Raw genomic sequence first — 20569 nt, 5'->3', positions numbered from 1 at the left:
GATGAGCGTCTCCGAACCCTTCATCCGCCGTCCCATCGCGACCTCGCTGCTCGGCGTCGCCCTGCTGATCGGCGGCCTGCTCGGCTATCTCGCGCTGCCGGTCTCGGCGCTGCCGCAGGTCGACTTCCCGACTGTCCAGGTGACGACGCAACTGCCGGGCGCCAGCCCTGATGTGATCGCCTCGCTGATCACGGCCCCGCTGGAACGCCAGCTCGGCCAGATCCCGTCCTTGTCCGCGATGAACTCGACAAGCTCGTTCGGCGTCAGCCAGATCTCGCTGCAGTTCGATCTCGGCCGCGACATCGACGGCGCAACCCAGGACGTCCAGGCGGCAATCAATGCCGCCGCCGGCGTCTTGCCAAAGTCGCTGCCCTATCCGCCGACCTACGCCAAGGTCAATCCGGCCGACGCGCCGGTCATGACGCTCGCGCTGACCTCGGACACGATCTCTTTGCGCGCGATGAGCGACATGGCCGACACGATCCTGGCGCAGCGGCTGAGCCAGGTCTCCGGCGTCGGCCGCGTCTCGGTGCTCGGTGGACTGAAGCCCGCGGTGCGCGTGCAGGCCGACCTGGCGCGGCTCGCGGCCTATGGCATCTCGATAGAGGACCTGCGCGCCGCCATCGCAGGCGCCAACGTCTCCGGACCCAAGGGATCGCTGGACGGGGCGCAGCAGGCCTATCTGATCACGGCCAACGACCAGATCGGGGCCGCAGACGCTTACAAGCCGATCATCATCGCCTACCGCAACGGCTCGCCGGTCACGATCGGCGATGTCGCAACGATTCTCGATGGTCTGGAGAACGATCGGACCGGCGGCTGGTACCAGGGTGTCCCTGCGGTCATCCTCGACATCCAGCGCCAGCCGGGTGCCAACGTCATCGAGGTCGTCAAGCAGATCCGTGCCGAGATCCCGAAGCTGCAGCGCATGATTCCGGCCGGGGTGAAGCTCGCTATCGTCAGCGATCGTACCGTGACCATCCGCGCCTCGGTGCACGACGTGCAGTTCACGCTGCTGCTCAGCGTGGTGCTGGTGACGCTGGTCGTGCTGCTGTTCCTGCGCTCGTTGCGGGCCACGATCATCGCCGGCGTCGCGCTGCCGCTGTCGCTGATCACGAGCTTCGGCGTGATGTACTTCGCCGGCTTCAGCCTCGACAATCTCTCGCTGATGGCACTCACGATCGGCACCGGCTTCGTCGTCGACGACGCCATCGTGATGATCGAGAACATCGTGCGCCACATGGAGAATGGCGAGAGCGCGATGAACGCCTCGCTGCGAGGCGCGCGCGAGATCGGCTTCACTGTCATCTCGCTGACGGTATCGCTGATCGCAGTGTTCATTCCACTCTTGTTCATGTCCGGTCTGGTCGGCCGCATGTTTCGGGAATTTGCGCTGACGCTGACGATTGCAGTGGTGACATCGGCGGTGGTGTCGTTGACCTTGACGCCGATGATGTGCTCGCGGCTGTTGAAGCACGCCAGCGAGGAGTGGGTGCTGCCGGGGCTGAACGCCGTCAGCCGCTTCATCGACCGTACCGTGGCCGTCTATCATCGCAGCCTGCTGTGGGTGCTGGATCGCCAGACCGAGACGCTGGTCGTGACCTTCGCGACCTTGGCGGCGACCTTGGCGCTCTACGTCGTCGCGCCCAAGGGCTTTCTGCCGCTGCAGGATACCGGCTCGATCACTGCGGTGACCGAGGCCGGCCCCGACGTGTCGTTCGCCGAAATGACGAAACGCCAGGCGGACGTCGCCGCCGCGATCCAAGCTGACGCCGACGTCGTCGGCGTCGTCTCGGTGATCGGCGCCGGATCGGTCAACCCGACCACCAATGTCGGCCGTCTCGTCATGACCTTGAAGCCGCTCGGCGAGCGGCAAGATGGCGTCGCCGAGGTGATCGACCGGCTGAAGCAGAAGACCTCGGGCGTGCCCGGCATGACCGTGTACTTCCAGCCGGTCCAGGACGTGCAGATCTCGACCCAGGCGAGCCGCTCGCAATATCAGTACACGCTGACCGGCGCCGATGCCACCGAGGTGTCGAAATGGGCGAGGCAGCTTGTCGGAGAAATGCGCCGCGACCCTCTATTCCGCGACGTCTCCTCCGAAGCCCAGGAGGGCGGCCTGCGCGCGGAGCTGACCATTGACCGCCAGCGCGCCGGCCAGCTCGGCGTCAGCCTGCAGGGCGTCACCGACACGCTCAACGACGCCTTCGCGCAGCGGCAGATCTCGACGATCTATGGTCAGGCCAATCAGTACCGCGTCGTGCTGGAGGCGCTGCCGATGTATCAGCGCGATCCCTCGATCCTATCGAAGCTCTATCTGCCTGGCGCCGGCGGCCAAGTGCCGCTCTCGGCGGTGGCGAGCCTGAAGCGCACCACCGCGCCGCTCGCCATCTCGCACCAGGCGCAGTTTCCGGCGGTGTCGCTGAGCTTCAATCTCGCGTCCGGCGCGGCGCTGAGCGAGGCGGTCGAGGCGCTCCATGCGACCGAGAACCGCATCGGCATGCCCGGCAGCATCATCGGTGTCTATTCGGGCGATGCCGCCGAGTTCGCCAAGTCGCTGGCCGGCCAGCCCTGGTTGCTGCTGGCGGCCGTGGTCACGATCTACATCGTGCTCGGCGTGCTCTATGAGAGCTACATCCATCCGATCACGATCCTGTCGACCTTGCCGTCGGCGGGCGTCGGCGCCATCCTGGCCTTGATGCTGTTCGGCCAGGATCTCTCGGTCATCGGCTTGATCGGCATCATTCTGCTGATGGGCATCGTCAAGAAGAACGCGATCATGATGATCGACTTCGCGCTCGAAGCGGAGCGTCACGAAAACCGCACACCCTACGACGCGATCGTGCAGGCGTGTCTCCTGCGCTTCCGCCCGATCATGATGACGACCCTGGCCGCGCTGTTCGGCGCGCTGCCGCTGGCGATCGAGAGCGGCACCGGCTCGGAGCTGCGCTTTCCGCTCGGCATCTCCATCATTGGCGGCCTGCTGCTCAGCCAATTGCTGACGCTGTACACGACGCCGGTCATCTATCTCGCGCTCGACCGCATCAATCGTCGCTTCGAGCGCGCGCTGCCGCCGGCGCCGAACCTGCCGTCGCCGCCGATCGCAGGTGCGACCGAAGGCATCCAGTGATGGCCTCGATCTCCGAGCCGTTCATTCGCCGGCCGGTCGGCACCACGCTGCTCTCGATCGGCTTGTTCCTGGTCGGGATCGTCGCCTATATCTTCCTTCCCGTCGCGCCCGTGCCGAACGTCGATTTCCCCGCGATCTTCGTCAGCGCGTCGCGCCCGGGTGCGGACCCGTCCGTCATGGCGGGGACGGTCGCGGCGCCGTTGGAGCGGCGGCTCGGCGAAATCGCAGGTGTCGACCAGATCACATCGACGAGCTCGCTCGGCACCACCAACATCCAGATCCAGTTCTCGATCGGCCGCGACATCGACAAGGCCGCGCGTGACGTCCAGGCGGCCATCAACGCCTCGCTGTCGGACCTTCCGAGCGACCTGCCGGCGCTGCCGCGCTTCCGCAAGGCGAACACGGCCGCGGCTCCCGTATTCGTTCTGGCCCTGACCTCGAAGACGATGACGCCGAGCGCGATGTACGACGTCGCCGACACCGTTCTGGCGCAGCGTCTGTTCCAGGTGCCCGGCGTCGGCAATGTCACGGTCAGCGGCGCCGATCAGCCTGCCGTGCGCATCGCACTCAATCCGGTCTCGCTCGCCAATGCCGGGATTTCGACCGACGATGTCCGGACGGCGATCATCAATGCCAATCCGATCGGGCCGGTCGGCATCTTCGAGGGCGCGCGGCAGAGCGAGACCATTGCCATCAACCGGCAGATGCGCAGTGCGGCCGAATTCCGCGACATCCTGATCAAGAGCAGCAATGGCAGCTTCGTGCGGCTGTCGGATGTCGCCGACGTCGAGGATTCCGTACGCAACGTGCGTTCGATCGCCTGGTTCAACAAGCAGCCGGCGGTGCTGATCCAGATCGCGAAACAGGGCGACGCCAACGTGATCGAGACCGTCGACCGTGTGAAGGCGCTGCTCCCCGAGCTCAAGCAATGGCTGCCGGCTGGCATCGAGATCGCCACTCTGGTCGATCGCACCGGGACCATTCGCGCCTCGGTCGAGGACATGCAGTGGACCTTGCTCGCGACCGCCGTGCTGGTGATGGTCGTCGTGTTCCTGTTCCTGCGCCGCCTGGTGCCGACGGTGGCGGCCGGCGTCTCGGTTCCGCTGGCGCTGGCCGGCACCTGCGCGGCGATGTGGCTCGCAGGCTTCTCGATCGACAATCTCTCGCTGATGGCGCTCGCGATCTCCGTCGGCTTCGTCGTCGACGACGCCATCGTCATGATCGAGAACATGTACCGCAATCTCGAGCATGGCCTGTCGCCGATGCGCGCCGCGCTCGATGGCGCCCGCCAGATCGGCTTTACCGTGTTGTCGATCAGCCTTTCTTTGATTGCAGCCTTCGTGCCCTTGATCTTCATGGACGGCGTCGTCGGCCGTCTCCTGCGTGAGTTCTCGCTGACGCTGACCTTCGCAATCGTCGTTTCGACATTGGTGTCGCTGACGGTGACGCCGATGATCTGCGCGCATTACATCAAGGAGACGCTGTCCGATCGTGCCACCTGGTTCGACCGTATCGTCGAAGGCGCGCTGTCCGGCATGGTCCGCTTCTATGCCTGGACGCTGCGCGGCGTGCTGGTTTATCCGTTCCTCACCTTGATCGTGTTCTTCGCCACCATCGCGCTCACGGTGACGCTCTACATCAAGGTGCCCAAGGGCTATTTCCCGACCGACGATTCCGGCTTCGTCATCGGTGCGACGCGCGCCTCGGCCGACATTTCGTTCCAGTCCATGCTGGGCCTGCAGCAGCGGCTCGCCGACATCGTGATGGCCGATCCCGCCGTGGCCGGGATCGGCTCGACCATCGGGGGCGGCGGCGGGCCGGGCGGCGCGACGTCCAACCGCGGCACCATGTTCATCAACCTCAAGCCCCCGGCGGAGCGCGAGGGCATCTCGACTGAGCTCGTGATCAACCGCCTCAGGCGGAGCCTCGCGATGGTCCCTGGCATTCGGCTCTTCATGTTCGCCGCGCAGGACGTGCGCACCGGCGGTCGTCAGAGCGATTCCGACTACCAGTACACGTTGAGCAGCCCCGATCTCGACCTTCTGCAGAAATGGGCGCCGATTGTCGCCAAGCGCCTGGAGACGGTCGACGGCATCACCGATATATCCAGCGACCGCGATCCCGGTGGCCTCCAGCTCGCGCTGCGGATCGACCGCCAAAAGGCGGCGAGCCTCGGCGTCCGTGTCCAGGACATCGACAACGCGCTCAACAACGCCTTTGCGCAGCGGCAGATCTCGATCGTCTACAGCCAGCGCAACCAGTACATGGTCGTGCTGGAGATCGACCCGAAATTCCAGACCGATCCCTCGAATCTCGACCGCATCTATGTGGCGGGGGCAGGGGACGCGCAGGTGCCGCTGTCGGCACTGGTCAAGGCCGAGCGCGGCCTGTCACCGCTGGCGGTGTATCACTCACAATCGTTCCCTTCGACCACCGTGTCGTTCAACCTGCTGCCGGACGTGCCCTTGCAGACCGCGACGGCCAACATTCAGCGCGCCGTCGATGAGCTGCACATGCCGGAGGGCATCCGCGGCAGCTTCGACGGTAATGCCGGAGACTTCAACAAGAGCAGCGGCCGCCAGCCGCTCTTGATCCTGTTCGCCCTGGCCGCGATGTATATCGTGCTCGGCGTGCTCTATGAGAGCCTGGCGCATCCGCTGACCATCATCTCGACGCTACCGTCGGCGGGGCTCGGCGCACTGCTCGCGCTGCAGATCACCAATACGCCGCTGACCGTGATCGCCTTCGTCGGCATCATCCTGCTGATCGGCATCGTCAAGAAGAACGGCATCATGCTGGTCGATTTCGCGCTCGAGGCCGAGCGCCAGCGCGGCATGTCCTCGGCCGACGCGATCTTCGAGGCCTGCCGGGTGCGCTTCCGTCCGATCCTGATGACGACGCTCGCCGCGCTGTTCGCCGGTCTGCCGCTGGTGATCGCGACCGGTCCCGGCACCGAGCTGCGCCGTCCCCTCGGCATCACCATCATTGGCGGCCTCCTGGTGTCGCAGATCCTGACGCTGTACACGACGCCGGTGATCTATCTGCTGATCGACCGGCTGCGCCGCCGGCCTGCGCCGGAGCCGCTTGCCGCGCCCGCCGAATGAGCCGTTGTGGCGCTGTCCGCGGGCGCGTATAGCCGCCGCATGCCAGAACCACACGACCATCCGCCGCTCGCCACCGAGGCGCCGCCCGATTGCCCGCGTTGCCAGAAGCCGCTGCCGCTGTGCATCTGCGACAGCGTCACACCGCTGGAAAGCCGGCTGGGGCTCCTGATCCTGCAGCACCCGCAGGAGCAGGATCGCGCCCTCGGCACCGCGCGGCTCGCCGCGCTGCACTTCAAGAACGCGGTGGTCAAGGTCGGGTTATCCTGGCCGAGCCTCGCCAAGGCACTGGGACGGCCGGTCGCCGATCCCGCGCGCTGGGCCATTCTCTATCTCGGCTCGGCGAAGGTGGCCGAGCTCGATCCCGAGAGCGAGGTGGTGGCGGTGACCCGCAAGGGTGAGGTGGCCGACAACCAGCACGCCATCCTCAAGTCGATCGAGGGCGTGATCCTGCTCGACGGCACCTGGAGCCAGGCCAAGGCGCTGTGGTGGCGCAATCCGTGGATGCTGAAGTGCCAGCGCGTGATCCTCGGGCCGCGGCAGCCGTCGCGCTACGGTCGGCTGCGCCGCGAACCGCGCCGCGACGGGCTGTCGACCATCGAGGCGGCCGGGATGCTGATGGCCGCGCTGGAACGGCGGCCTGAGATCGCGACGGCCCTCGACGCGAGCTTCGAGCGCATGCTTGCGCGGTATCGGGAGGTGGAGAAAGAGCATCCGGAGCTCACGCCCCGCCCAAAGGCCCGCAAGCCGGATTGGCGCAGCCGCAAACGGCGGGTTTAGGAACCAAGGGTACGCTTCTTGCATTGCAGCATGGAACGAGGATGAGAGCCATGCAGGAAGCAGAAAAGTCCAATGTGGTGCAGTTCCGGGATTACGCGCCCCGGCTGGCCGGCAGGTCTGGCTCGGATCGGGGCGGTGTCTCGGCCGGTGAACGAAGGGCAATTCTGACCTGGCCGCGCGCGCAGGTCAGCTATCCCGGCGGCATCGACGATCTGCCCATCTAGCGCCGGTTCGCGGCCCAACGGGTAGTCCAACCGCTTGATTTTGATTGAGTGGAGGCCACGACCAGAATTGAACTGGTGTAAACGGTTTTGCAGACCGCTGCGTAACCACTCCGCCACGTGGCCCCAACGGGGCAGATCGATATAGGAGACCAATGGGTTAGGCAACCAGCTTGTTTCGTTCTGGCGAGTGGTTCTGAAACGCATATTCCGCAAGGGTTCTGAAACTCATGTTTCTGCTCTGTTCCGGGTCTTCGAAGGTTGGACGCGGGGGAGACATGTTAGCCGATCATGGAGCACCGTAGTTTGACGGCCGCAATTTCACTGGAATCGACATCAAAGCTGATTGACATAGCGGTTCCGCTGCAGGCAAGGTCCACAACCTACGCAGGTCCACAACCTGTATTTGAACTGATCCGCTGAACTTCGCGGCTAATGCAACGTTAACCGCACCTCGACATCATAGGTTCCGGAGCAAGTCATGACTTCCATTGCGGATGCTATCGGATTGGTTTTTTTAGGGTCGATCGGGCTCCTTGTTAGCACGAGCTTCGGTGTTGCGCTCCTGCGCCTCATGCATCACCGGCAGTTGGCTAACAAAATTACTGAAAAAGCTAATGCTTACTTGTGGTTGCTCAATCTGGGGGGTGGCGAGTATCGGAGAGATCACCGCCACAGCTGACCTTGCTCCTATTTGGTTACGACATTTCGAACTACATGTGGGGGTCGTTCGGGAGCGTGGCGGTGGAGGTGGTCGCCGCAGTCAAGGCGGCGTCTGATAACGGGGGCTCGTGCCCTCCACCCTACAACAAACCGTTTTACCTCGTCATGAGAGCTACGCTGGCGATTCTGGCCGGCTTCATTCCGGTTGCTCTCGATGCAAACAGCGCTATCACCGCGTTCTATCTTGGAGCGGGTGCGCCGGTCTTCATTGATAAGGCAAGATCTGGCCTTCAGCCTGAAAACACAAACGGGCAGCAGGTCTAGACGAAACCTGTATCAGGTAGTCCCGATCCGGTGCGCATGGCGCTTCCGCGTCGCCGCCTGCGCCCGCTTCTCCGTCCGCTTCGCATAGCCTTCATATGCCTTCGACTTGTGCGCCGAGAGCGCGCGGCCCTGGGCGTCGGTGAGCTCGGCCTCCTCGAGCTCGGTCATGCCGCCATGGCGGCAAGTGTCGAGGGTGAAGTCTCGGGTAGGCCGAGCCGTTCGCACAGCGCCCGCACCAAGCGGGCCATGCTCATGTTGTCCCAATTGCCCGGGCCGATCGGCGCCGGTCGGTCGCGCATGATGATCCTGAGGCGCGGGACCTTGGCCAGCACGGCCTCGGCCTCCTCGTAGAACAGCGTGCCACCGTCGGCCGTCGTCCCCTCGAGCGGATGTAGCACCATCTCGCCGGTCTTGTGGTGCTCGATGCGGATCTGCGTCGGCGCGCGCGGGCCGCGATAGTCGTTCCAGGTCAAGTAGCCGGCCAGCACGTTTTCCGGCCGCTGCAGCTACTCGAAGCAGATCACCGCGGCGGCCGCCGCATCGGGATGACCGGCGTACGTGCCGGCGAACGAGAATTTCTGCGGCGGCTTCACCGGGGAAAAGCTGTCGCTCGTTCCCGGCCAGCTCTGGCTCGGCACCAAGGCCGAGGACATCGGGCTCACGGTGCGGCCCGGTGCCGACCATTTCGGGGAGCTGCAGGCCTGGGATCCAGCGACAGGCAAGAAGGTCTGGTCGCACAATTTCCCGAAATCCCAGCTGTTCGGGTCGGTGACCGCGACGGCGGGCGATCTCGTCCTGGTCGGCGGCACCAATGACCGGATGTTCCGGGCTTTCCATGCCAACACCGGCGAACTGCTGTGGGAGCAGAAGACGAATTCGGGCATCATGGGCATGCCGGTCGCCTATGAGGTCGATGGCACCCAGTACATCGCCGTGCAGTCCGGCTGGGGCGTCGACGCGCAGCGCATCCAGGATGCGCTCTCGAAAGGCAACATCGGTCTCGAAGACAACGTCCCGCAAGGCGGCGTCGTCTGGGTGTTCGCAGTCAGGAAGTAGCGCCGGTGATCTGAATGGCGGCGGCCTCGGCCGTCGCCATTCCAGGAAACGAAGACTGCAGCAATGTTCCGGCCAAGACGTGCCGATCGCCTGGCCTGCATGGCGACAGAAGATCGCGCGTCAGCAGGCCGCGAACCAGCCGTCTGGAAACGGGATCAGCGGCCAGGCGCCCTGGTTGTCGTTGGCTGCCGTGGGGAAATGCAGGATCGAAAACAAGCGGGCCATGGAATCGGTCTCGGTCTCGGGCGCAATAGCCGTTCTCACAACGTCCATCAACAACTCGTATTCGGCTTCGCTCATCTTGCCCTCGCGCAAACTGCGAGCCACGATGGCAAAATTCCACTTTGTTCAAATTGAGCGGATCGCTCAAATTCTAACGATCGGGCGCAAAGGACCTAATCGTTACCGGTGCCCGTCGTTCCAAAAGGTACCGCGGTCCGCGCTGTTCCGGTGTGAACAGGCTCACACCCCTCGAGACTTCTCGTCTCCCCTTGACCCCTGTGCGCCAGGTGATGGCGTACAGCGACGACGAGCCGGCCTGCAGCCGACCGTGAGCAAGAGATCGACATGGCCGCCGCGAGTCGCAGGCTGCTTCTCCGGCAAAGGTCGAAGAGGCGATCCGTCCAAACGTCCGGCTCGACGCGTGCGACCGAATCGCTGGCGGTCAGACCGCGACGGCGAGAGGTTCGGTGTCCTGCGCCAGAATGTCACGCATCAGCTGCGACAGGTCTTTCGGCTTGAACGGCTTCGCCAAACGATGAAGGCCGACCACTCTGGCCGAGGGGCCGAGCAAATCAGCCGTCCCGCGTCCTGATTCCAGCACCATGCCCGACATCATCACGATGGGCATCGTGGGCCGAGCCGCGCGTGCAGCCCGGATCACGTCGTTGCCGTCCATGTCGGCCAGGTTGAGATCGATCAGAGCCGCGGCGAAGTCACCGCGGGTCACCGCATCCATCGCCAGCCGACCGTTGGTGACGGCAGTGACCGCGTAGCCCTCGCGAACCAGAAGGTGCTGGATGACACAGCAAACGCCGACTTCGTCATCAACGACCAGGATGTTCATCATGAGGCCTTCCTGACAGATGTGAGCGAGGAGCCACGTGCCGCGCCTCGGTCAGAAGTCGTTGACGCACCTCGATCGAACGATCGACCGCTTCGAGCAGATCGCGGATGTCGAACGGCTTCTGCAACGCAGCCGTCGCTCCGAGCTTGATTGCCATACCGAGGAAGTCCGGAGCGCCCTGTTTCTTGTCGGTGAATGCGTAGCCGGAGATCGCGATGAACGGCACCGTGGGATCGATCTTGATGAGCTCGCGAATGGTTGCGATCCCATCCATACCCGGCATGAACATGTCGATCACGACGGCATCGAAGGACACGCTGCCGATCAATCGAATGCCGGTCGGACCGTCCGGCGCGAGAAACACGCAGAACCGCTTCTTCTTCAATGATGCTTCCAGCGCAGCGCGCGTAGCATAGTCATCGTCAATAATGAGGACAGTAGGCATGGGCCACCTCAGCATCAGCGGGACTGAAGGACTCTCACGCTACAAGGACAATGGGTTGAAGCTCGAGAATGACAAAGTGGTTAACACTGAATTAGTTGTTACGATTCTGCAACGAGGAGTTTCACGGAACTTCCCGGCCGCGGGCCGGCGTATGTTGTGCACTAAGCGACGAAGATGGAACCATGCTTTCCGGACCAATCGCTTCGGCAGTTTGGAGAAGCTCAGCCCGGCTTGAGCAAGGCGATGGCGACCAGCCCGGCTGCGATCAGTGCGGCGCAGCAGAGCCGCCGCGGCGTCGCGCGCTCCTTCAAGAACAGCACGCCGATCAGCGTCGCAAACAAGACGCTGCATTCGCGGAAGGCCACCACATTGGCGATCGGATTGCGGCTCAAGGCCCAAAGGAATACCACGAATGACGCCAGCCCCAGGGTTCCTGCGATCAGCACCGGAATCCAGGCGTCGCGGATTTCCCACACCAGCGCAGGCCCTCGCAGCATGATCGCGACGAGGAAGAACGCGACACTGTCGAGCACGATCATCCAGACCGTGAACGAAGCCCAGCCTTCGGTCTGCCGGGTGCCTGCCGCATCGACGACCGAATAGCCCGCGACCAGTGCGGCGGCGCAGATCGCAGCCCAGAACGCACGGCGATCGACGGGACCGTGGATGCGGTCGCGCGCCAGGCCGGTGATGCCGAGGACGATGACGGCAATCCCGATCAACTGCCCGCTCCGTGGCGGTTGCTGTAGACCCAGCGAGGCAAACAGCGTTGCGAACAGCGGAACGGCGCCGCGCGCGATCGGGTAGGAGCGTCCAAGCTCGGCCGAGCGGTAGGCCGTTGCGAGGCTCGCCTTGTAGCCTGCGTGCAAGACGAGCGAAGCGACGATGAGCGGCCAGGTCGAGGGGGCCGGAACGGGAACGAGAAACATGAAGGGCAGGATCAGGATGCTGCTCACCAGCCCCATGCCAGCCAGGAGAGAGAGGCTGCTGCCGGTCTTGACGATGGCATGCCAAGTCGCGTGAAGCAGACCGGCCATCAGCATGAGACTTGCGGCGACAGGATCCAACGTCTTGGGTCCGGATCAGCTCTCGGGCCGCCAGCTCGCGGCAGCGAAGTAGGGGACGGGGTCGTGCTGGAGCGCCTGCCGCGAGATGATTCGGCTCGATGGCGAAACCGCAAGCTGTTCCCATTCCGCGCGATCGACAAATCGCAGGCTCGCCATCTCCTCGCCGTCGGGCGCAAGCGCGCCGCCTTCGATGACGGCCTCGAACGCGATGACCGTATAGTAGGTCAGATCACCGTTGGGATAGCGGATGAGGAACTCCGGGCCGCCGAATACCCCGAGCAGACGTTTTGGCCGGACCACCAGTCCGGTCTCCTCGAAGCATTCGCGGGTGGCCGCGTCGGCTGGGTGCTCATTCGGATCGATGGCGCCGCCAGGCAACGTCCAGAGGCCCGTCTCCGCGTCGCGTCCGAGTAGAATGCGTCCTTGGTCGTCGAACACGGAGATGGAAACTGCCGTGGTCGCCAACAGATCATGGCCGATCTTGCTGCGGACGGCTCTCAGATGATCGGAAATCGGCATCGCTGGTCGCCACTTGCAAGAGATCCGCCCCGCTTGCCCGACGTCCCATGCGCCGTCAAGGCGGACAGCCACGCCGCCCAGCCAGATGACGGTCAGGAGGGCGCGCGTTCGCCGCGAATCGGCGGGTGCCCAGCGTCACAAGAAAGAGGGAATGTGAGGATAAAGAACCATTCGGCATGGCCAGAATGGCTCCCCGGGCTGGATTCGAACCAGCGACCATTCGATTAACAGTCGAATGCTCTACCGCTGAGCTACCGAGGAACAGGCGAAGCAATGTTCGCGAATGCGGCTGCGTATAACAAAGCCGTTTCGCCTTGCATAGAACGAAATCGCATCTTTGCGACGATTGCGGGTTCAGGAACAAAATACCGAAATTTCAGATGGTTATATTGATTTTGAACGCTTGCTGGGCAGCGGTCGCCCACAGTTCGATGACAGGAAATTCACTTGGAGGGGAGCAAACCGGCCCCGATAGTTTGCTGGAACCGGCCAGTGCCCGCGGTCATGGAGTGTCGTAGATGCCAAACACCGTCATCCCATTCGCTGAAGCAGTCTCCGCGCCCTCGTTGATTCCCGACCAGGTCGAGCGTCTCAGCGACGACGAATGCCTCACGCGGCTGGCCGACATGGTGACGCGCGGTGATTCCGAACATATTGACGAGATCGTGCAGTTGCTCGGACGACTCGCCGTGGTGATCGAGTAGCCGGCGACCGCCCTCGCAGACGCGGCTTCCCAGCGGATCCGTTCAAACCCGCATGTTGCCTTTTCGGGGACCTTGTACCAAAAGATTGCGCAGATCGTCCGCGGTCCATCCGCTTTGCTTGCAGGTCTGCTCATGTCTTCATTCGCGACGGCGCGCCAGAAAATGGTCGATGGTCAGGTTCGGACCAGCGACGTCACCGATCACCGCGTGCTGGATGCGTTGTTGACCGTGCCGCGGGAAGCCTACGTTCCCGCAGATCGGCAGGCGCTGGCCTATCTCGACTTGGATCTCGACGTCTCCGAATCCGCTTCTGCCAAGCGGTATCTGATCAAGCCGATGCTGACCGGAAAGCTGCTGCAGGCTGCCGAGATCAAGCCAACCGACAGCGTGCTGGTGGTTGGATGTGCGACGGGCTATCTCGCCGCGCTGGCCGCCCGACTTGCGGGCAGCGTGACGGCGACCGAGGTCGATTCTGCGGTCGAAGGGCGCGCCAAGCAGCTGCTTGCCGCCGTCGATGGCTGCCCGGTCACGATTCGGGTCGCGCCGGCCGCGCAGGGTGATCCGGCGGACGGCCGCTTCGACGTGATTCTCCTCAATGGGGCCACCGAGGTCACTGTCGACGGTCTTTGCCGTCAATTGAAGGAGGGCGGCCGCCTGGTCGGTGTCTTCGCCACCGTACGTCCCGCCCGCGCCATGATCTTTACGCGATCGCATGGTGATATCGGCAGCAGGGTCCTGTTCGATGCCGCGGCACCGGTCATTCCCGGTCTCGAACAGCTCCCGGAATTCGTGTTTTAAATCGCCCAACGAAGTTCTTCGCGGCTTCTCTGAACTGGCGGGCCATCCCGTGGCGAGCAGGGTTTGCTGCGTCGTTTTCGCGCCCTCTGGCGGGCGAAATTCTGTTTTAAATCAGAAGTGTGGCCCGGATGCTGCACGTTGACAGTTTTCGGCACAGGTTCCAGGCTTGGGTAGTTCCGTTGCGCATGCATGGGGAATAAGGTGCGAGGTGCGCGGGAGTCTCTTCAACAGGTTACGGCCCGGCTCTGGCGTTCGAGCCGGTAACAAATGAATGGAACAGGGATGTTTGGGGTGAAGCTCGTCACCGCAGCGGCGGCTGCGGTCCTCGTGATGGCTTGTGCAGGCCCGACGCCTGCGCTGGCCGACACGATCGAGGCTGCGCTGGTGCGTGCCTATCAGAACAACCCGCAACTGAACGCGTCGCGGGCCCAGGCTCGTGCGGTCGACGAAGGCGTCCCGCAGGCGCTCTCGGGATATCGGCCGAAGGTCAGTCTGAACGCGACGGCGGGCATTCAATATCAGGACGTCCAGACCGCACCCGCAACTCCAGCCGGCCACGGCGTGCAGAGGCCGCGGAGCGTCGGGCTGACGGTCAACCAGACGCTCTACAACGGTCAGCAGACGGCAAACGGCGTACGCAAGGCTGAAGCGAGCGTGTCGGCGCAGCGCGAGGCTCTCCGCATTCTTGAGCAGCAGGTGCTGCTAGCGGCGGCCACGATCTATATGGACTATCTGCGCGATGCGGCGATCGTCGAGGTCCAGCGCAGCAACACGCGGGTGCTGGAGCAGACGCTCAAGCAGACCCGCGATCGGTTCAACGTCGGCGAGGTCACCCGCACCGACGTCGCACAATCCGAGGCTCAGCTCGCCGCCGGCCGCACGCAGCAGCTCACAGCAGAGGCCCAACTAACGGCGACCCGCTCGAACTTCCGCCGCATCATCGGCAACGATCCCCAGAACTTGGCGCCGGGCTCTCCTGTCGACCGTTACTTGCCGCCGACCCTCCAGCAGTCGGTCGAAACGGCCCTGACGGAAAACCCGAGCGTGACCTCGGCGATGTATGGCATCGACGTCCAGTATCTTGAGACGAAAATCAAAGAAGGTGCGCTGCTGCCGACCGTAAACCTCCAGGCTCAAGCTCAGCAAAGCTACGAGTCGAGCCTGCAGTCCTATCGTGGATTCAACGCGTCGGCTGTCGCATCGCTGACCGTCCCAATCTACAACGGAGGGGCGGAATATTCGCTGATTCGTCAGTCCAAGGAGTCGCTGGCGCAGCAGCGTCTGGTCCTGGAGCAGACCCGCGATCAGGCTCGCTCCGACGTGGTATCTGCCTGGGGCAAGCTGCTCGCGGGCAAGGCACAGGTGCAGTCGGCACAGGCCCAGGTCTCAGCCTCCGAGATCGCCCTCAATGGTGTCCGCGAAGAGGCCAAGGCCGGGCAGCGCACCACCCTCGACGTGCTCAACGCTCAGCAGGCGCTGGTCAACGCGCGGAATTCGCTGGTGAACGCCCAGCATGACCGCGTGGTGGCATCCTATACGGTGCTTCAGACCGTGGGGCGGCTGTCACCGCAGGTGCTGAACCTGCCGACCACCACCTACGATCCCAGCGTGCACTACCAGCAGGTCCGGGATAACTGGGCGGGTGTACGGACGCCGGATGGTCATTAGTACATTCTTAATATCGACCCTGATCCCTCGGTCCTTGGCCGGGGGATTTTTTTGTGGCACATGCTGTGGTTGTGACGAATGGGCGACGCTTGACAGGCGACCTCCGTGCTCCACCGGGTTCGCGGCCGGCGTTGCTTGCATTCATTTGTTGCCATGACATAGCCTCAAAATGGCCGCCGAACGATTCGGACTGCGTCGGAAGTTCTTCCAAGAATAGACTCCGACATGGGCAGTATCGTTCTGTTGTTTTGCATCGATCAGGCCTTGTCCGGAGACAAGTTGGCATGTCCGTTGAGAAGTCCAAGCCACTTGGGGCCGGCGCCCGGGACTTTTGCGCTGAGCCGGTTCGTACGGCAGCGTTGCTGATTTGGAGTCGGAAATGACGCAGCCTGCGAAGGTCCAAGAACCCTCCATGGAGGAGATTCTGGCGTCGATCCGGCGTATCATTGCCGACGACGAGGGTAAGCCGCCGGCGGCAGACAAGGCCGCCGCGCCGGAGCCGGTCAAGGCCGAGAAGCCGGCGGCCCCGGCAGCGAAGTCGGCGATGAACGACATCCCACCTTCGAAGATCGCCGCTGCGGCTCCCGCCAAGCCCGCACCTCCACCTCCCGCACCGCCGCCAGCGCCTGCGGCCGCCGCGAGCAACAACCAGGACGACATTGACGCATTGCTGGCGGGTTTGGATGAAACGACTCCAGTCGCAGAGGTTCGGCCGGTAGCACCCGAGCCCGATCCCGAACCTGAAGTACTCGAGTTGACGGACGACATGGCAGTGGCCCCACCGACTCCCGCTCCAGCGCCAGCCCCCGCCGCGGCATCCTTCCGAAAGGTGGATCCGCGGGACGATATCGAGTTCATCGAGGCCGGGCGGCTCAATCAGAAGGCTGCCAGCTTCGAGTCCCCGTTCGAGCAAGTCACGCCGAAGCAGCCGATCCTGGCCCCATCGACGGTGAACGCCGTCGAATCGGCGTTCAACGCGCTGGCCAATACGGTGCTGAGCAACAACGCCCGGACGCTTGAGGACCTCGTCAAGGAGATGCTGCGTCCGATGCTGAAATCGTGGCTGGATGACAATCTTCCGGCCCTGGTCGAGCGCATCGTCAAGGCGGAGATCGAGCGCGTCTCGCGCGGCCGCTGACGCCAAGACGGCACGATCTCCCGTTCCGTTCTGGAGTGAGCCGCGGCGGGCGGTAGACGCTATCCGTCAATGTTCGCCGCTGCTGTTGACTTGGCGCGCCGCGGCGGCTTTCTAGCCCTGTCAAGCTGATCCCTGCCGGACGGATCGAGAGGGCTCTTCCGGGAGCGCGGTCCGCGGTCGGGCATCAGTCCGAAAACAGCCCAAGCACCAACAGCTTGCGCGAGCTTTTTCAGGTCGTGTCACAAAAGGCCCGGACGAGTTCCGCGACATCCCGAATTGGACAGCCGGCCCCGCGCCGCTGGAAATGCCATGATCGATAAGAATTATCAGCCCACCGATCTCGAAGGTCGCATGTCCCTGGTCTGGGAGGATGCCCGCGCGTTCTCCGCCGGTCGCCCCGATCGGCGCAATGCGGATCCCTTCACCATCGTGATCCCGCCGCCGAACGTGACCGGCTCGCTGCACATGGGGCACGCGCTCAACAACACGCTGCAGGACATCCTGTGCCGTTTCGAGCGCATGCGCGGCCGCGACGTGCTGTGGCAGCCGGGCACCGACCATGCGGGCATCGCGACCCAGATGGTGGTCGAGCGTCAGCTGATGGAGCGCCAGCAGCCCGGCCGCCGCGAGATGGGCCGCGAGAAGTTTCTCGCGCGCGTCTGGCAGTGGAAGGACGAGAGCGGCGGCACCATCATCAACCAGCTCAAGCGCCTCGGCGCCTCCTGCGACTGGGGCCGCGAGCGCTTCACCATGGACGAGGGCCTGTCCAAGGCCGTCGTGAAGGTGTTCGTCGAGCTGCACCGCGCCGGCCTGATCTACAAGGACAAACGGCTGGTCAACTGGGACCCGAAGCTCCTGACCGCGATCTCCGACCTCGAGGTGCAGCAGATCGAGGTCAAGGGCAATCTCTGGTACCTGCGCTATCCGATCGAGGGCACGACGTTCAGCCCCGAGGATCCCGCGAGCTTCATCGTGGTCGCCACCACGCGTCCCGAGACCATGCTCGGCGACAGCGCGGTCGCGGTGCATCCGGACGACGAACGCTATCAGCATCTCGTCGGCAAGCGCGTGATCCTGCCGCTGGTCGGCCGTGAGATCCCGATCGTCGCCGATACCTATTCCGATCCTGAGAAGGGCACCGGCGCAGTCAAGATCACGCCGGCGCACGACTTCAACGATTTCGAGGTCGGCCGCCGCCACGGCCTGCCGCAGATCAGCATTCTCGATCGCGAAGGCTGCATCGCGCTGGTCGACAACGAGGACTATCTGCGCGGCTTGCCTGAGGGCTCCGAGGAGTTTGCCAGGGAGTTCCACGGCATCGAGCGTTTTGCTGCGCGCAAGAAGATCCTGGAGCGGCTGGAATCCTTCGGCTTCCTCGAGCGCGTCGAGCCGAACACGCACATGGTGCCGCATGGCGACCGCTCCGGTGTCGTCATCGAGCCGTACCTCACGGACCAGTGGTACGTCGACGCAAAGACCCTGGCGCAGCCGGCGATCGCAGCCGTCAGGTCGGGCGCGACGACGTTCGTGCCGCGCAACTGGGAGAAGACCTATTTCGACTGGATGGAGAACATCCAGCCCTGGTGCATCTCGCGCCAGCTGTGGTGGGGCCACCAGATCCCGGCCTGGTACGGGCCCGACGGCAAGGTGTTCGTCGCCGAGACCGAGGAAGAGGCGGTGTCCAACGCACTCGGCTACTACGTCGAGCAGGAGGTCATCACGGCGGAGCAGGGCCGCGAGATGGCGCTCGACCGCAACAAGCGCGACGGCTTCATCACACGTGACGAGGACGTGCTCGACACCTGGTTCTCCTCGGCGCTGTGGCCGTTCTCGACGCTCGGCTGGCCCGACGCCACGCCGGAGGTGAAGCGCTACTACCCGACCAACGTGCTGGTCACTGGCTTCGACATCATCTTCTTCTGGGTCGCCCGCATGATGATGATGGGCATCCATTTCATGAAGGAGGTGCCGTTCTCGACCGTCTACATCCATGCGCTCGTCCGCGACGAGAAGGGCGCCAAGATGTCGAAGTCGAAAGGCAACGTCATCGATCCGCTCGCGCTGATCGACGAGCACGGCGCCGATGCGCTGCGCTTCACGCTGGCCGCGATGGCGGCGCAGGGCCGCGACATCAAGCTGTCGACCCAGCGCGTCGACGGCTACCGCAAGTTCGCCAACAAGCTCTGGAACGCGAGCCGCTTCGCCGAGATGAACGGCTGCACCGTGCCGGCCGGCTTCGATCCGGCCTCCGCCAAGGAGACGCTGAATCGCTGGATCGCCCATGAGGCGGCCGCCGCGACGCGCGAGGTCACCGAGGCGCTGGAGGCGTATCGCTTCAACGACGCGGCCAATGCGATCTACCGCTTCGTCTGGGATGTCTATTGCGACTGGTATGTCGAGCTCTCCAAGCCGACGTTGCTCGGCGAGGACGGCCCGGCCAAAGCCGAGACCCGCGCCATGGTCGCCTGGGCGCGCGACGAGATCCTCAAGCTCCTGCATCCCTTCATGCCCTTCATCACCGAGGCGCTGTGGGAGTCGACCGCCAAGCGCGACAGTCTGCTGACCCTGTCGCCCTGGCCGCACCGCACCGACAGGCCGACGGTCGCCGAGATCGCCGCGCTGTCGGCCGCCAGCTTCGGCGATCCCCTGGTGCCGCCGATGCTGGTGTCGTTCGACGCCGCCAGCTTCAAGGACGAGGCCGCCGAGGCCGAGATCGGCTGGGTGGTCGATCTCGTTACCGCGATCCGCTCGGTCCGCGCCGAGATGAACATCCCGCCGGCGACTCTGATGCCGCTCGCGCTCGTCGCAGCCTCCGCCGAGACGAGGGAGCGCGCGCCGCGCTGGAGCGAGGTGATCAAGCGCCTTGCGCGTCTCTCCGACATCTCCTTCGCCGATACGGCGCCCGAAGGCTCCGCCCAGCTCGTCGTGCGCGGCGAGGTCGCGGCGCTGCCGCTCAAGGGCGTGGTCGATCTCGCCGCCGAGCGCACCCGCCTGGGCAAGGAGATCGCCAAGGCCGAGGCCGACATCGAGCGCGTCGACAAGAAGCTCGGCAACGAGAAGTTCGTCGCCAACGCGCCCGAGGAACTCGTCGAGGAGGAGAAGGAGAAGCGCGAGGCGGCACTGGCCCGCAAGGCCAAGTTCCAGGACGCGCTCGCCCGACTCCAGGGCGTCTGACCTGAGCCTCTCTCTTCGTCATCGCGATCGAAGCAATCCAGAGTCCCTGCGCAGCCCTGGATCGCTTCGTCGCTTACGCTCCTCGCGATGACGGGGCGAACGGCTTGCTGAGGAATCGCGAGCCCTTCAGTCCGAACCGCCAGGGCAGCTCGACGGCCTTGGTGATGCCGATGCGCACGCCGGTGACGACGTCGACATCTCCCGGTCGGGCGAACAGCTCGATCGGTAGAGCATCCAGCGCCAGGCCATTATGGGCGATCGTGATCCCCATCGCCTCGGTCAGCTTGCCCGGCCCCGAGCACAGTGTCCTGACATCCTCCAGCCCGCGCCGCCGCCGCATCTCATCGATCCCGAACGTCGGCTCGATCGCCCGGATCAGGACCGCGCTCGCGGAGCCCTCCACCTCGCAGACAAAGTTCATGCACCAGTGAATGCCGTAGGAGCGGTAGACATAGGCGAAGCCGGGCGGACCAAACATCACCTGGTTGCGCGGCGTCGGGCCGCGGAACGAATGCGCCGCCGGGTCGGTGTGATGATAGGCCTCGACCTCGACGATGGTTCCGCCGACGCCGTCGACCAGAAAGGTCGCCCCGATCAGCTCCGGCGCCACCGCGAGCACCTCGCGGGCGAAGAACGCCCGCGTCAGCCGTTTGGCCGCGCCATGCCGCCGGGGCCGTGAAACCCCGGGGGCTTTTGCCGGTTTTTGCGCCATTCT

General features: G+C 64.3%; 19 protein-coding genes, 2 tRNA genes and 1 pseudogene. 12 read left to right on the top strand and 10 right to left on the bottom strand.

Annotated features, from left to right (window positions below; translation table 11 throughout):
* Window position 1: 1 nt before the first annotated feature.
* The 4 genes from QX051_RS01970 to QX051_RS01955 are packed head-to-tail and all read left to right on the top strand — an operon-like array spanning window position 2 to window position 7235.
* Entirely contained in the window at window positions 2-3130 is a 3129-nt protein-coding gene (locus QX051_RS01970; protein ID WP_315774820.1) for an efflux RND transporter permease subunit, read from the top strand.
* Entirely contained in the window at window positions 3130-6234 is a 3105-nt protein-coding gene (locus QX051_RS01965; protein WP_315774819.1) for an efflux RND transporter permease subunit, read from the top strand. Before QX051_RS01970 ends, QX051_RS01965 begins: the two co-directional genes overlap by 1 nt.
* A 39-nt stretch (window positions 6235-6273) precedes the next feature.
* Window positions 6274-7011, top strand: coding sequence for a tRNA-uridine aminocarboxypropyltransferase (locus tag QX051_RS01960; protein WP_315774818.1), 738 nt, complete (start codon window positions 6274-6276; stop codon window positions 7009-7011).
* Between the two features lie 50 nt (window positions 7012-7061).
* Window positions 7062-7235 carry a hypothetical protein gene (locus QX051_RS01955; protein ID WP_315774817.1) on the top strand — a complete coding sequence of 58 codons (174 nt, stop codon included), beginning with the start codon at window positions 7062-7064 and terminating at the stop codon, window positions 7233-7235.
* A 49-nt stretch (window positions 7236-7284) separates the two neighbouring features.
* On the opposite strand, the gene QX051_RS01950 is transcribed toward QX051_RS01955, so the two are convergent.
* A tRNA-Cys gene (locus QX051_RS01950) sits at window positions 7285-7358 on the bottom strand.
* 355 nt (window positions 7359-7713) lie between these two features.
* Here QX051_RS01950 and QX051_RS01945 point away from each other — a divergent pair.
* The gene (locus tag QX051_RS01945) at window positions 7714-7914 is read left to right on the top strand and encodes a hypothetical protein (RefSeq protein ID WP_315774816.1); all 201 of its coding nucleotides are present in this window, start codon (window positions 7714-7716) and stop codon (window positions 7912-7914) included.
* Between the two features lie 62 nt (window positions 7915-7976).
* Window positions 7977-8219, top strand: coding sequence for a hypothetical protein (locus QX051_RS01940; protein WP_315774814.1), 243 nt, complete (start codon window positions 7977-7979; stop codon window positions 8217-8219).
* Window positions 8220-8231: 12 nt separating this feature from the next.
* Here QX051_RS01940 and QX051_RS01935 read toward each other — a convergent pair whose 3' ends face one another.
* Both QX051_RS01935 and QX051_RS01930 read right to left on the bottom strand, forming a co-directional pair.
* On the bottom strand, window positions 8232-8387 hold the full coding sequence (locus QX051_RS01935) for a hypothetical protein (protein WP_315774813.1): 156 nt from the start codon (window positions 8385-8387) through the stop codon (window positions 8232-8234).
* Window positions 8384-8707, bottom strand: a complete 324-nt coding sequence (locus QX051_RS01930; RefSeq protein WP_315774812.1) for a hypothetical protein — start codon at window positions 8705-8707, stop codon at window positions 8384-8386. Before QX051_RS01930 ends, QX051_RS01935 begins: the two co-directional genes overlap by 4 nt.
* A gap of 67 nt (window positions 8708-8774) precedes the next feature.
* Here QX051_RS01930 and QX051_RS01925 point away from each other — a divergent pair.
* Window positions 8775-9275, top strand: a pseudogene (locus tag QX051_RS01925) (PQQ-binding-like beta-propeller repeat protein); the annotation flags it as partial.
* A 120-nt stretch (window positions 9276-9395) separates the two neighbouring features.
* Here QX051_RS01925 and QX051_RS01920 read toward each other — a convergent pair.
* The 6 genes from QX051_RS01920 to QX051_RS01895 all read right to left on the bottom strand — a co-directional run bounded on the left by QX051_RS01920 (window position 9396) and on the right by QX051_RS01895 (window position 12633).
* Window positions 9396-9575, bottom strand: coding sequence for a hypothetical protein (locus QX051_RS01920; RefSeq protein ID WP_315711867.1), 180 nt, complete (start codon window positions 9573-9575; stop codon window positions 9396-9398).
* Between the two features lie 364 nt (window positions 9576-9939).
* A complete protein-coding gene (locus tag QX051_RS01915) occupies window positions 9940-10344 on the bottom strand; it encodes a response regulator (protein ID WP_315774811.1) in 405 nt (134 codons plus the stop codon).
* Entirely contained in the window at window positions 10322-10801 is a 480-nt protein-coding gene (locus QX051_RS01910) for a response regulator (protein ID WP_315774809.1), read from the bottom strand. Before QX051_RS01910 ends, QX051_RS01915 begins: the two co-directional genes overlap by 23 nt.
* 206 nt (window positions 10802-11007) lie before the next feature.
* Window positions 11008-11853: an EamA family transporter gene (locus QX051_RS01905; protein WP_315774808.1), complete on the bottom strand. Its 846-nt coding sequence runs from the start codon at window positions 11851-11853 to the stop codon at window positions 11008-11010.
* Window positions 11854-11868: 15 nt separating this feature from the next.
* Window positions 11869-12372, bottom strand: a complete 504-nt coding sequence (locus QX051_RS01900; protein ID WP_315774807.1) for an NUDIX domain-containing protein — start codon at window positions 12370-12372, stop codon at window positions 11869-11871.
* A gap of 186 nt (window positions 12373-12558) precedes the next feature.
* Window positions 12559-12633 (bottom strand) — tRNA-Asn (locus tag QX051_RS01895).
* A gap of 257 nt (window positions 12634-12890) precedes the next feature.
* Between QX051_RS01895 and QX051_RS01890 the strand changes: the two genes are divergently transcribed.
* The 5 genes from QX051_RS01890 (at window position 12891) to QX051_RS01870 (ending at window position 19854) form a co-directional block, all read left to right on the top strand.
* Complete coding sequence (locus QX051_RS01890) at window positions 12891-13076, top strand: hypothetical protein (protein ID WP_315774806.1); 186 nt, start codon at window positions 12891-12893, stop codon at window positions 13074-13076.
* A gap of 132 nt (window positions 13077-13208) precedes the next feature.
* Window positions 13209-13874, top strand: coding sequence for a protein-L-isoaspartate O-methyltransferase family protein (locus QX051_RS01885; RefSeq protein ID WP_315774805.1), 666 nt, complete (start codon window positions 13209-13211; stop codon window positions 13872-13874).
* 282 nt (window positions 13875-14156) lie between these two features.
* Window positions 14157-15542: a TolC family outer membrane protein gene (locus tag QX051_RS01880; RefSeq protein WP_315774804.1), complete on the top strand. Its 1386-nt coding sequence runs from the start codon at window positions 14157-14159 to the stop codon at window positions 15540-15542.
* 379 nt (window positions 15543-15921) lie between these two features.
* Window positions 15922-16680 (top strand): DUF2497 domain-containing protein, encoded by a 759-nt coding sequence (locus QX051_RS01875; protein ID WP_315774803.1) that lies wholly within the window; start codon window positions 15922-15924, stop codon window positions 16678-16680.
* Between the two features lie 309 nt (window positions 16681-16989).
* Complete coding sequence (locus QX051_RS01870; protein WP_315774802.1) at window positions 16990-19854, top strand: valine--tRNA ligase; 2865 nt, start codon at window positions 16990-16992, stop codon at window positions 19852-19854.
* Window positions 19855-19927: 73 nt separating this feature from the next.
* Here QX051_RS01870 and QX051_RS01865 read toward each other — a convergent pair whose 3' ends face one another.
* The gene (locus tag QX051_RS01865; protein ID WP_315774801.1) at window positions 19928-20566 is read right to left on the bottom strand and encodes a DNA-3-methyladenine glycosylase; all 639 of its coding nucleotides are present in this window, start codon (window positions 20564-20566) and stop codon (window positions 19928-19930) included.
* Between the last annotated feature and the right edge of the window lie 3 nt (window positions 20567-20569).

Source organism: Bradyrhizobium sp. SZCCHNR1053 (genome assembly GCF_032381235.1).
Taxonomy (GTDB): domain Bacteria; phylum Pseudomonadota; class Alphaproteobacteria; order Rhizobiales; family Xanthobacteraceae; genus Bradyrhizobium.
Note: the sequence above shows the minus strand (reverse complement) of the source record. Positions and strands in the feature narration are given on the sequence as shown.